We start from the raw sequence: 12129 nt of genomic DNA, 5'->3' as shown, positions 1-12129 counted from the left end.
TTACTCCATGGTTTGCTCGGTGAACAGCTGAACCTGAATCTCGCCCTCTTCCGCCAGCTGGCGCACCGTCGCCATGATCTCTTTACGTACATGCTCGATGCGGCTCACCGGCACCGGCCCCAGGCGGGTGGTGGTGGATTGCAGCAACGTCACCTGACGCTTCGGCATGACGTTGAAAATGGCCTGACGCAGCACCGGCTCGGTGCCCTTGAGCGCAATCGCCCACTCTTCGATAGAAATCTCTTCCATCAGGCGCTGCAGGGTCGCCGGGGTCTGGCGGCTGAGGATGAAGAACTCGTACATCTCCTCTTCCAGCTCGTCCACCACCTCGGCATCGCGCTCGCGGAGCTGGTTGAGCAGCTGCTGCTGGTTACTCGAAATGCGGTTAACAATGTTGGCCGCGTGCTTGATGCCGACCACTTTTGAACCGTGCTCGGACAGTACCGACACGCCGCGCTCGATCAGGCGGTCCAGCTCGTTGATGACGTCGCGGTTGACGTCGTCCAGCCGGGCGATGCGCCAGACGATTTCATCCTGCCGCTCCTGCGGCAGGGCGCTGAGCACCCCCGCCGCCACGTCCGGCGGCAGAAACGCGAGGAACACCGCCTGCAGCTGCAGGTGCTCTTGCTCAATTAGCGCCGCAAGCTGCGGGATATCAACCCACTGCAGCCGCGCCATGCGGTGGCGGATTTCATCGCCGTAGATACCGTTGATCACGCTGCCGGCAATTTCACCGCCCAGCGCCTTCTCAAGAATGCCGCGCAGGTAGCTGCGCGACGCGCCGTTGATGCCGCTCTGCTCGCGGTAATCGTCAAAAAAATTGTTCATGGCGTGGCGAGCCTGGTCGACCTTCACGCCGTGCAGACGCGCCATGGTGTCGCTCAGCAGGATCACCTCGTCGCGGTTCATCTTCTGCATCACCTTAGCCGCAGCCTCTTCGCCCACGCTGAGCAACAAAATGGCGGCCTGCTCCAGCCGGCTGCGCCCCGTCGCGGTGCTGCCCTTACTGCTGCTGCTTGTTATCAGTTCGCTCATTGCTGTTGATCCATTGTTTCAAGACTTCTGCCATACGTTCAGTTTCGTTTTCCGCCAGCATCTGCAGGTACTCCACCTTGGCTTCAAGGCCAGAGCTTTGCGGCGGCAGTTCCGTATCCTGGTTGAATGCCGGGCCCGGCAGCCCCGTCAGGCCAGATTCCGTGGTGACCATGCTGTTCTCAATCGCCTCGCTCTGCGCACCGCCCTCGATTGCCGCCCGCTCGGCCGGTTCACGACGCCCGTAGCGCTGGGCCAGCGGGCGCAGGCCAAATAGCAGGGTGAGCAGGATCAGCATGCCAATGCCGCCGTTTTGCCCCCAGTACTGGATGTTCGGGTCCTGCCACCATTTCAGCTCCGGGAGGCCGTCCGGCGTTCTGTCGATAAAGGCCAGCCTGTCCAGCGTCAGGGAGTCGCCGCGCGCTTTTTCAATGCCTGCGGCATCCTCAACCAGCTTCGTTAGCGCGGTGAGCTGTTCCGGCGTCATGTTGGCAAGCGGCGCGGCCGCCTGGTTGAGCGCCACCGCCACGCGCAGCTTTTCCAGCTTGTAGCCGGGGTGGCGGATGTGGCGAATATCGCGGTCAAACGCGTATTTGCGCTGCTCCTGGCTGCGGTTCGAAAGGGAGCTGGGATTGCTGGTCTGCGTCTGGGTTTGCGCCGTCTGCTGATTGGCTGCCATCGGCGGCGTCACGGCGGTCGGCTGATTGACCGGGCGGTTGCTGAGCGAGCCGGGTATCCCCAGCGCCAGCTCGTTGGTGGTGTTTTCGCGAGAGATATTTTCGTCGCTGATCTGCGGCTCTTTGCCCAGACGCTCCTGCGTCTCTTCCACGCTGCTCATGTCGACGGTTGGCGTCACGCTGATGCGGAAGTTCTCGCTGCCGAACAGCGGTGCGAGCAGCCCGGCGATGTTGTTGGTGGTTTCATTTTTGATGCGGTCGATGACGTCGCGGCTCTGGCGAATGCTCGCCATGCTGGTGCCGCCCTGCTGGGCATTTTCCGACAGCAGCGTGCCGGCTTGGTCCACCACGCGCACGCTGGCGGGCTGCATGCCCGGCACGCTGCCCGCCACGAGCTGGACGATCGCCGCCACCTGCTGCTCGTCCAGGTGCTTGCCGTAGCGCAGCTGCAGCATCACCGACGCGCTGCTCTGCGGCTTGTTGGTCATCACGAACGAGCTGGACTCGCTCAGCCCCAGATGCACGCGCGCGTTTTCAACCGGATCCAGCGCCATGATGCTGCGCGCCAGCTCGCCTTCCAGGCTGCGCTTGTAGCGCACGTTCTGAACAAACTGGCTGCTGCCGAGCATCTCTTCTTTATCCATCAGCTCGTAGCCGTCCGGCATCACGGCGGTAATGCCTTTCGCCGCCAGCGCCATGCGCGCGCGCGGGAGCTTGTCCTCCGGGATCAGAATCTGGCCGTTGTCGGGGTTAATGCGGTAGGCGATAGATTCCGCCCCCAGCACTTCAACCACCTGCGCGACGGGCAGCTTTTCCTGGCTGCCGTACAGCGCCACGTAGCCCTGATTGCTGCGCCACAGGGAAAACACGATTGCCGCAACCAGCGCCACGCCGCCCGCGGCCATCAGCCACTGCGGTTTAATGCGCCCGGTCGGGACGGGTAAGGCAGAAAATCTTTCTTTTAACTTAGTCAGCACGGGAAAACCTTACAGCGGAGTATTCATCACTTCGTCTAGCGCAGTGGTGAGCTTGTTACGGACCTGCATCATGGCGGAGAAGGCGACGCTGGCTTTTTGCGATTCAATCATCGCCCCGGCCAGATCGTCGCTTTGCCCAAGCTCAATCGCCTTTTGCTTCGCCCCCGCGGAATGCTGCAAGGCGTCGACGTTGTCGATGGCGTTGTTCAGAACCTGCGAAAAAGAGAGGTCGCGCGCGCCGGTGACGCCGGAAAGGGAAGCGCCCGGCGCGATGAACCCCGCGCTGCCGGTTGAGCCTGAGGCGGCCACGGCGGCGGCGTTGCGCATTCTGTCCAGCATCGCCTGCTGGCTGGCGTGCAGGCCGATAGCGGTAATTTTGTCCATAGTGTTAGTCTCGGGCGCCCGTTATGAGTAGCATTCGATATCGATACCTTCTTCGCGCATGGAGGCGAGCCGGTAGCGCAGCGCGCGGGGCGTAATCCCTAAAAACGCGGCGGTTTTAGATTTATTGCCGTTATGGCGCTTCAGCAGTTCGATGATGTATTGATATTCCGCCATTCGGCCATGCAGCTTGACGTTGCTGATGGCCGCTGGCGCAGCCTGCTGCTCGCGGTAGGCGGGCATCACGTCAACGCCGTCTAAGGTTGCGAGCGGCGCGAGCGTCGGCAGGCCAAAGTCATTGGCGGTGATCTCTTCGCCGTTGCTCAGGATCATCCCGCGTTGGATCACGTTCTCCAGCTCGCGCACGTTGCCCGGCCAGTCATAGGTCAGCAGCGCGTGTCGCGCCTCTTCGCTCAGACGAACGTTGCCCTTGTGGAACGCTTTATATTTGGCGATAAACCGCATTGCCATCGGAATAATATCCAGACGGCGCTCGCGCAGCGGTTTGATATGAATCGGCACGACCGAAATACGGTAGAACAGATCCTGGCGAAAACGACCTTCGGCAATTTCCTGCTGCAAATCTTTATTGGTGGACGCCACCAGGCGAATATCCAGCGGGATTTTTTTATGGCTGCCGAGGCGCTCAACCTCCTGCTCCTGCAACACGCGCAGTAATTTCGCCTGCAGCGCCAGCGGCATATCGCCAATTTCATCCAGCAGTAACGTACCGCCGTTTGCCTGTTCAAATTTACCGGCAACGCTTGTCACCGCGCCGGTAAATGCACCCTTTTCGTAGCCGAATAAAATGGCTTCGAGCATGCTTTCAGGAATAGCGGCGCAGTTAACGCCAACGTAAGGCGCATCGGCTCCGAGGGCGTTTTCATGAATGTAGCGGGAAACACACTCTTTCCCTGTACCCGTTTCGCCCGTAATGAGTACCGACACATTATATTTCGCAACACGACGTGCTAATGAAAATACATTTATGCTTTCAGGCGCGCTGGCAATAAATCCATTTTCATTACGGGCTTCATGTTCAATAACAATACTCATAACAACTCACCAACATTTAAGCTAATTGTTAACTCAGGGCGCATACATGCCTTATGCGCCATTTACGGCACATAGCTAAGGGCGTGTATTCGAATAGAGATAATATGAATTAATCCGGTATTTTCAACGCCGGAGACTCATGACTGACGCGCAGTATAACGCCCCGTTAGGAATTGTCTTGTTTTTAATGGGTATTAAAACTTTAATCTATAAATATCATGCAGTTACAGAAATAATTAATGCATATTAATTGGCCTGAAATAACGAATTAATAATGGAAGGCATCTTGATTATGAAAGCCTATCAGCGTCTAATGCCTATCCCTAATAAAGGCTCTCTGTAATCAGCCTTTACAGGAAAAGAGACCGACTCACTGATAAAGCGACACGGTCACCAAAAACTTAAATATTTATTATGCCGATAAGCTATTTTACGCTTAGGGCGTGTGTGATCCGGAAGACCTATGCCAGCAGCTCCTCAGAGAATCAGAATCTACCAACGTCAGGCGCTCCCCGATATGGTAAAACTCGACGTGAGCAAGCTTGGGCGTCCGTGGCATAAACTGCCGAAAATGATGAACGACAGTTTTGATATTTTCGACGCGCGCTTAAGTATTTATTTTCTTAAAAAGCTGCGCGTTAACGTGGCGCTAAAATCGATGACCTATGCCATCGATAAACATTATAAAAACACCCAAATATTTGCCACACCGTTAGGTTCGATTGCTTTTAATATTGAACGAACGTTGTTATTACAAATTCTTCACGATTATTACGGACTGGGAAAAGAGAGCCGCAATAAATCGCTGGATATCGATCAGCCCGTGACCAAAACGGAAGACCGCTTAAAAAATAAAATCGGTCTGGACCTGACCCGGCTGTTAATCGATAAAGAGATCTTCGGCGAAGAGTTTGACGTTAAAAGCGATAACACCACGGTGATCAACCAGTGGTCCTGGTGCGTGACGTTTACGCTGGAAGGCTACGACGAGGGCAGCTTCACACTGCTGTTTGATAACGCCCACGTTGACCGAATGCTGGCGCGACTGCGTTCGCCCGATGCAGATAACGCATCGGCTCGCCAGCAGCCGCCTACCCGGGCGCAGATTGAGAAGATGTTTTACGGCCTGCCGCTGAAGCTGAATGGCCAGGTTGCCAGCCTCAATTTGACCGTGGCCCAGCTGGCCAAAATCCAGCCCGGAGACATCATCCCGGTCAATATTAATAGCAATGTTCCGGTATATATCGGTAAAGAACAGATTTTTGACGCCAAAATCGCTGAAGATAGCGGCAAGTTATTCCTCTGTGAATTAAACGACAGAACCATCGAGAAGCATTATGAGTGATCTGCAACAAGACCTGAGCCAGTCCCTGGATTTTGGCGACCTGAATCTCGGCGACATGCCGCGGGAAGAGACCGTCGAGGGGAATATTCGTATGGATATTCAGGCCGAGCCTGAATCCCCGGCGGCCATCGACGACCTGCGCAAAATGGCGCTGTTTAGCCGCATTCCCGTCACCCTGACGCTGGAAGTGGCCTCCGTTGAGGTGTCGCTGGCCGAGCTGATGACCGTAGGCCACGACTCGGTGGTGGAGCTGGACAAAATGGCGGGCGAGCCGCTGGATATTAAAGTGAACGGCATTTTGTTCGGTAAGGCGGAAGCCGTGGTGCTTAACGACAAATACGGCCTGCGCATTCTGGAGTTCAACAGCAAAGAGCTGGGCGAGTTAACGCGATGAGGGCACCACTTCGCGCCGCGCTGCCGTGGCTGCTGCTGGGGGGACTGCTCGTTTCCCCTTCGCTGCTGGCGGCCAACGGCGATATCACGCTGTTCAGCTCGGCGACGACGGAAGGCGGCCAGGATTACAACGTCAAAATTGAAATCCTGATCCTGATGACGCTGCTGGGCCTGCTCCCGGTGATGCTGATGATGATGACCTGCTTCACCCGGTTCATCATCGTGCTGGCGATCCTCCGCCAGGCGCTCGGGCTGCAGCAAAGCCCGCCGAACAAGATCCTGACCGGCATCGCGCTGGCCCTGACGCTGCTGGTGATGCGCCCGGTGTGGACCACGATCTACCAGGACGCCGTCGTGCCGTTTCAGAATGACGAAATCACCCTGAAGCAGGCGTTCGGCAAGGCGGAGGTGCCGTTGAAGCACTTTATGCTGGCGCAGACCAGCAGTAAGGCGATGTCGCAGATGATGTCGATTGCAGGCGTGTCGGGCGACCCGAAAGAGCAGGACCTCACGGTCGTGACCCCGGCCTATCTCCTGAGCGAGCTGAAAACCGCGTTCCAGATTGGCTTTATGATCTACATTCCCTTCCTGGTCATTGACCTGATTGTTGCCAGCATCCTGATGGCGATGGGGATGATGATGCTGTCGCCGCTGATCGTGTCGCTGCCCTTCAAGCTGATGCTGTTCGTGCTGTGCGACGGCTGGACGCTGATTGTCGGTACGCTCACCTCCAGCGTGCAGGGGCTTTAGCGATGGTGACGATGGATATCGCCGGGGACATCATGGCCACCGGCATCAAGCTGGTGCTGATTATCTCCGCCGTGGCGATTGTGCCGAGCCTGATCGTCGGCCTGTGCGTCAGTATTTTTCAGGCGACCACGCAAATTAACGAACAAACGCTAAGCTTCCTGCCGCGCCTTCTGGTGACCCTGGCGGTGCTGATTATTGGCGGTAAATGGATGCTTACCCAGCTGGTGGATTTCACCGTCAATATTTTTCAGCAGGCGGCGGCGCTGGTGGGCTAGCGGGCGATGGGTATTGATATTCATACGCTGATTAACCCCCTGCTGGCGTTGGTCTTCCCCTTCTTTCGCGTACTCGCGTTTCTGCACTTCTGCCCGGTGCTGGACAACCGCGCCTTTAGCCGACGCATTAAAACCGTTCTCGCCCTCGCGCTCGCCGTCATCATCACGCCGATGCTGCCGGAAAAAGTGCTGATTACCGAACTGATGTCGATGCGCACAATCCTGCTGACGGGCGAACAGCTGATGTGGGGCATGCTGTTTGGCATGGCGATGCAGCTGGTTTTCGTGGCCCTGCAAACCGCCGGGCATATTCTTTCCATGAATATGGGCCTCGGCATGGCGATGATGAACGACCCGGTGAACGGCAGTTCGACCACCGTGATTTCGCAGATGATTTACACCTTCTGCGGCCTGCTGTTTTTCGTGATGGACGGGCACCTGCTGGTGGTAACCATTCTCTACAAGGGCTTCGTCTGGTGGCCTATCGGCCAGGCGATCAACAGGCCGACGCTGCTGCTTATCGTTCAGAGCCTGGGCTGGATTATGTCGTCGGCGACGCTTATCGCCCTTCCCACCACCTTTGTGATGCTGATCGTTCAGGGCGGCTTTGGGCTGCTGAACCGCGTATCGCCCACGCTCAACCTGTTCTCGCTGGGCTTTCCGATCAGCATGCTGTTTGGCCTGCTCTGTATTTCGATGATGATGACCAATATTCCCGACCACTATCTCAACCTGACCAACGACATTCTGGCCAGGCTTGAAGCCGTGAGGACGCACTGATGTCCGGCGGCGGCGATAAAAGCGAAAAACCCACAGCGCAAAAGCTGCGTAAGGCGCGTGAAAAAGGGGACCTGCCGCGTTCGAAAGACCTCACCATGGCAGTGGGGCTGCTGGCCTCGTTTATCACCATGAGCACCTTTTTCCCCTACTACAAGCAGCTGGTCGGCGAGTCGTTTAACGCGGTCGGCATGATGGCCGGGCGCATCGACGACGACGGGGCGCTAAGCCAGTTCTTGCTGCTCAACGTGTGGGTGATCGTCCGCTTTATCGGCACGCTGGTGCCGATCCCCGTTGCCTGCATCCTGGCAAGCCTGGTGCCCGGCGGCTGGATGTTTACCGTTTCAAAGCTCAAGCCTGACTTCAAAAAGCTCAGCCCTATCAGCGGCGCAAAGCGCCTGTTTTCCAGCAGCCACTACGTGGACGTCGGCAAGATGATGCTCAAGTGCGGCATTATTCTGGCGGTGCTCTACAGCATGGTTCACAGCTCGCTGAACCCGCTGCTGCACCTGCAGCGCCTGAACCTGAACCAGGCCATTCATCACGGGTTTGGCATCCTGCACCACGTGCTGGTCTACTTCATCACCGTGATCGTCATCTTTGCCCTGCTCGACGTGCCGCTGGCGAAATTTATGTTCACCAAAAAAATGCGCATGACCAAGCAGGAGGTTAAGGAAGAGCATAAGAACAACGACGGTAACCCGCAGATTAAGGGGCGTATTCGCCAGCTGCAGCGCCAGATGGCGATGGGGCAAATCAACCGCACCGTACCGGATGCGGACGTCATTATTACCAACCCGACGCACTACGCGGTGGCGCTGAAATACGACCCGAAAAAAGCCGAAGCGCCCTACATCGTGGCGAAAGGGATGGACGATATTGCCCTGCACATCCGCGACGTGGCGCGCACCCACCAGATAGAAATCGTAGAGTTTCCGCCGCTGGCGCGCGCGGTCTATCACACCACGCGGGTTAACCAGCAAATCCCCGCGCAGCTTTTTCGCGCCATTGCGCACGTGCTGACCTACGTCATGCAGCTTAAATCCTGGCGCACCGGCCAGCTTGAACAAAAACCCCGCCTGAACAGGCAGATAAACATTCCAAAAGAGGTCTTAAAAGCAGATGGCGAACAGTAAGTTACAGCAGACGCTTGCCATACTCCGCAACGGACGCGTAGGCGTTCCGATACTCCTGCTTAGCGTTCTGGCAATGGTGATGCTGCCGTTGTCGCCGCTGATGCTGGATATCTTATTCACCTTCAACATCGCGCTGGCGGTGGTGGTGCTGCTGGTGGCGGTCAACATGCAGCGCCCGCTGGACTTTGCCGTCTTCCCGACGCTGCTGCTGATCACCACCCTGATGCGATTGACCCTGAACGTGGCCTCCACCCGCGTGGTGCTGCTCCACGGCCACGAGGGCGAAGGTGCGGCCGGTAAGGTTATCGAAGCCTTTGGTCAGGTGGTGATCGGCGGCGATTTCGTCGTCGGCTTCGTGGTCTTTATCATCCTGATGATCATCAACTTCGTGGTGGTGACCAAAGGGGCAGAGCGTATTTCAGAAGTGTCGGCGCGCTTTACGCTGGACGCCCTGCCGGGCAAACAGATGGCGATCGACGCGGATCTGAACGCCGGGCTGATAAACCAGAACCAGGCGCGGGATCGCCGTAAAGAGGTGGCGAAAGAGGCCGACTTCTACGGCGCGATGGACGGGGCGTCGAAGTTTGTGCGCGGGGACGCCATCGCCGGGATCATGGTGCTGGTCATCAACGTCATCGGCGGGATTTGCATCGGGATTTTCAAATACGATCTCGATGCCAGCCACGCCTTCCAGCAGTACGTTCTGCTAACCATCGGTGACGGCCTGGCGGCGCAAATCCCTTCCCTGCTGCTGGCCACCGCGGCGGCGATTATCGTCACGCGCGTTAGCGACGGCGACGACGTAAGCGATGAAATCAAGGCGCAGCTGCTGGCGAAGCCGAAAGTGCTGTATACCGCAGCGTTCGTCATGTTCGTGCTGGCGATTGTGCCCGGCATGCCGCACATCGCCTTCCTCTGCTTCACCGGGCTGCTGCTGTTTGCCGCCTGGCGGCAGAGCAAAGTCGTTGCGCCCGCCAGCAAGGAGGCCGATTACGACGCCATCAGCGAAGCGCTCGCCACCGACGCCACGCCAACCATCGGCTGGGAGAGTATTCCGCTGGTCGAGCCGATTGGCCTGAACCTCGGCTATAAGCTGGTGTCGCTGATCGACACCGCGAAAGGCAGCCCGCTCTCCCAGCGCATACGCGGCGTTCGCCAGGTGGTATCCGAACAGTGCGGCGTGCTGCTGCCCGAGATCCGCGTGCGCGAGAACTTCCGCCTGAAGCCCGCCCAGTACGCGATTTACATCAACGGCATCCGTACCGCGATGGGCGAAGTGTATGCCGAAAAGCTGATGGCGATCCCGGGGGCGGAATTGTACGGCGAAATTGACGGCGTGCTGGATACCGATCCGGCCTACGGAATGGCGATCGTCTGGATCGACCCCGAGCAGAAAGCAACGGCGCTGAACTATGGCTATCAGGTGGTGGATTGTGCCAGCGTGGTGGCGACGCACGTCAATAAGGTCGCGCGTGAGCATTTGCCGGACCTGTTTAACTATGACGACATCACGCACCTGCACGCGCGCCTGGCGCAGCAGGCGCCGAAGCTGGCGGACGATCTCGCTAATGCGCTCAACTTTAGCGTGCTGCTTCGCGTCTATCGCCAGCTGCTGCTGGAGCAGGTTTCGCTGAAGGATATTGTGACCATCGCCTCGACGCTGCTTGAGAGCTCGGCGGTGACCAAAGACCCGCTCCTGCTGACTTCAGACGTTCGCTATGCGTTGCGCCGGGCGATCATTCACGCCATTAACGGCGACCGCCAGAAGCTGTCGGCCTACACCATCGATAACGCGCTGGAAAATATCCTGCTTGGGGCGCTAAACCAGGCGCAGCAGGCGGGTAAAGTGGCGCTGGACAGCTTTGCCGTCGATCCGAACATACTGACGCAATTGCAGAACACCATGCCGGTGATTCAGGAGCAGATGAAGGCGAAGGGAATGCCGCCGCTGCTGCTGGTGACGCCGCAGCTGCGGCCGCTGATTTCACGCTACGCCAGGCTGTTTGCCAGCAACCTGCACGTGCTTTCCTATAACGAAGTGCCGGACGAAACCGATTTAACCATCGTGGGGACGCTGGCGTAATGTCGGCGCGGCGCTAGCCTGCGCGCAGGCTAGCGCGATTATTCATCGAGAAAGCGCAGCTTCCAGGCGGCCAGCGTGCGCGGCATTTTGCGCTGGTCGTTCCCGTCGGTGCTGTAGTAGTGCAGCTCCAGCCCGCCGCCCTTAACGGGGGAGATGCGTCCCGCCCAAATTTCCCCTTTTGGCGTATACATGATTATCGCCGTGCGGCTGTTCGCGGCCCCCTGAACCCACATGGAGAGCACGCGGGCGCCGATATTATCGATATCATTCTGGTAGATGTAGACGTTGGCGCTGTCGACGAAATTTTGATAATCCGCGCCGACCAGGCTGCGGAATTTGTCATCCAGCGCGGCGTCCGGAAAAATTCCCAGCGACAGCAGCGTGGCCTTTGGCCGGGGGTCGGTGTCGGAGAGCTTGTAGGCACCGTCGAGGAAAACGCCCGTCGGCATGGATAAACGGCAGCCCCAGTCGGTGTTGCTGTAAACCTGCAAATAGTCGTCTTTTCGCGGGATCAGCAGCGCCTTGCAGTTGCTGGTATCGACCACCTTTTCCACCACCAGCATGCCGTACAGGCGGCGCGCTTCCGCGGTAAATTCGTCGTGGTTAAGCCCCGCCCAGGCGCGAATGTCGAGCGTTACGCTCCACTGGGCGTTTCGGCTGAACTGGATCACGCCGCCGCTCATGTTGGGCGCCAGCATGTTCCACCACTTTCCTTCCCACTTGAAGTCGCGGTTGGTATCAGAGATGGCGCTGATCCCGGCGTAGTACGCACGTTCGATGCAGGCATCCGAAGTGCATTTCTCCAGCAGCTTTTCCCACTCGTAATACTTTTTGTCGATGTGCTCGACGTTCTCGCGCAGGATCGCCTGGTTGTAAATGACCGACAGCGTGCTGTCCAGCCAGTGCAGATTGTCGTTATTACAAATCGTGTTTTCCAGGGGCGTAACGGCCCGCTGGCAATTGACTGCCATGGCGCTGCCGCAGAAAAATAATGTCAGGAAAAACAGGCTGCTAAAAATACGACGGCTCATCTCTGCTCAAGTTTTATTCAAAAGGGCGGCTATTGTGGCGAAGGCGACGCCGGTTTGCAATATAAACCATTCACCAGACTTATATCACGCAGGGATCGAGCGGCATTCACAGCCGGTTTTACCTCATCGTCCTTTCGGTATTTTACGTGCCTGTAACCTATTTACCCATAAAGCGGTAACTGCAAATTCGATCTTTCTGTTGTGAATAATGTTGTG

The 12129-nt window shown here is 57.5% G+C and carries 12 protein-coding genes; 7 read left to right on the top strand and 5 right to left on the bottom strand.

The window, feature by feature from the left end; genetic code table 11:
• Genes V1599_RS04370 through V1599_RS04355 form a run of 4 tightly spaced genes read right to left on the bottom strand, consistent with a single transcriptional unit; the run spans nucleotide 1 to nucleotide 4123 of the window.
• Nucleotides 1–1035 (bottom strand): flagellar motor switch protein FliG, encoded by a 1035-nt coding sequence (locus V1599_RS04370; RefSeq protein WP_112012155.1) that lies wholly within the window; start codon nucleotides 1033–1035, stop codon nucleotides 1–3.
• Nucleotides 1004–2686, bottom strand: a complete 1683-nt coding sequence (fliF, locus tag V1599_RS04365; RefSeq protein ID WP_112012154.1) for a flagellar basal-body MS-ring/collar protein FliF — start codon at nucleotides 2684–2686, stop codon at nucleotides 1004–1006. Before fliF ends, V1599_RS04370 begins: the two co-directional genes overlap by 32 nt.
• A gap of 9 nt (nucleotides 2687–2695) precedes the next feature.
• Nucleotides 2696–3070: a flagellar hook-basal body complex protein FliE gene (gene fliE, locus V1599_RS04360; RefSeq protein WP_297122545.1), complete on the bottom strand. Its 375-nt coding sequence runs from the start codon at nucleotides 3068–3070 to the stop codon at nucleotides 2696–2698.
• 21 nt (nucleotides 3071–3091) lie between these two features.
• Nucleotides 3092–4123: a sigma-54-dependent Fis family transcriptional regulator gene (locus tag V1599_RS04355; protein ID WP_112012152.1), complete on the bottom strand. Its 1032-nt coding sequence runs from the start codon at nucleotides 4121–4123 to the stop codon at nucleotides 3092–3094.
• 517 nt (nucleotides 4124–4640) lie between these two features.
• Here V1599_RS04355 and V1599_RS04350 point away from each other — a divergent pair.
• Genes V1599_RS04350 through V1599_RS04320 form a run of 7 tightly spaced genes read left to right on the top strand, consistent with a single transcriptional unit; the run spans nucleotide 4641 to nucleotide 10882 of the window.
• Complete coding sequence (locus V1599_RS04350; protein WP_258458744.1) at nucleotides 4641–5468, top strand: FliM/FliN family flagellar motor switch protein; 828 nt, start codon at nucleotides 4641–4643, stop codon at nucleotides 5466–5468.
• Nucleotides 5461–5862, top strand: coding sequence for a FliM/FliN family flagellar motor switch protein (locus V1599_RS04345; protein WP_112012150.1), 402 nt, complete (start codon nucleotides 5461–5463; stop codon nucleotides 5860–5862). Before V1599_RS04350 ends, V1599_RS04345 begins: the two co-directional genes overlap by 8 nt.
• On the top strand, nucleotides 5859–6611 hold the full coding sequence (gene fliP / locus V1599_RS04340) for a flagellar type III secretion system pore protein FliP (RefSeq protein ID WP_395301069.1): 753 nt from the start codon (nucleotides 5859–5861) through the stop codon (nucleotides 6609–6611). The genes V1599_RS04345 and fliP overlap by 4 nt, the downstream gene beginning before the upstream one ends.
• A 2-nt stretch (nucleotides 6612–6613) precedes the next feature.
• On the top strand, nucleotides 6614–6886 hold the full coding sequence (fliQ, locus tag V1599_RS04335) for a flagellar biosynthesis protein FliQ (RefSeq protein ID WP_045328838.1): 273 nt from the start codon (nucleotides 6614–6616) through the stop codon (nucleotides 6884–6886).
• A 6-nt stretch (nucleotides 6887–6892) separates the two neighbouring features.
• The gene (gene fliR, locus V1599_RS04330; RefSeq protein ID WP_112012148.1) at nucleotides 6893–7666 is read left to right on the top strand and encodes a flagellar biosynthetic protein FliR; all 774 of its coding nucleotides are present in this window, start codon (nucleotides 6893–6895) and stop codon (nucleotides 7664–7666) included.
• A complete protein-coding gene (flhB, locus tag V1599_RS04325; RefSeq protein WP_297122592.1) occupies nucleotides 7663–8799 on the top strand; it encodes a flagellar biosynthesis protein FlhB in 1137 nt (378 codons plus the stop codon). Before fliR ends, flhB begins: the two co-directional genes overlap by 4 nt.
• Entirely contained in the window at nucleotides 8786–10882 is a 2097-nt protein-coding gene (locus V1599_RS04320; protein ID WP_395301068.1) for a flagellar biosynthesis protein FlhA, read from the top strand. The genes flhB and V1599_RS04320 overlap by 14 nt, the downstream gene beginning before the upstream one ends.
• Nucleotides 10883–10920: 38 nt before the next feature.
• Here the strand turns inward: V1599_RS04320 and V1599_RS04315 are convergent, their stop codons facing one another.
• A complete protein-coding gene (locus tag V1599_RS04315; RefSeq protein WP_112012145.1) occupies nucleotides 10921–11913 on the bottom strand; it encodes a lysozyme inhibitor LprI family protein in 993 nt (330 codons plus the stop codon).
• Nucleotides 11914–12129: the final 216 nt, after the last annotated feature.

It is taken from the genome of Enterobacter sp. ECC-175 (genome assembly GCF_043968675.1).
GTDB lineage: Bacteria > Pseudomonadota > Gammaproteobacteria > Enterobacterales > Enterobacteriaceae > Enterobacter.
This window is presented reverse-complemented; position numbering and strand designations above follow the sequence as displayed.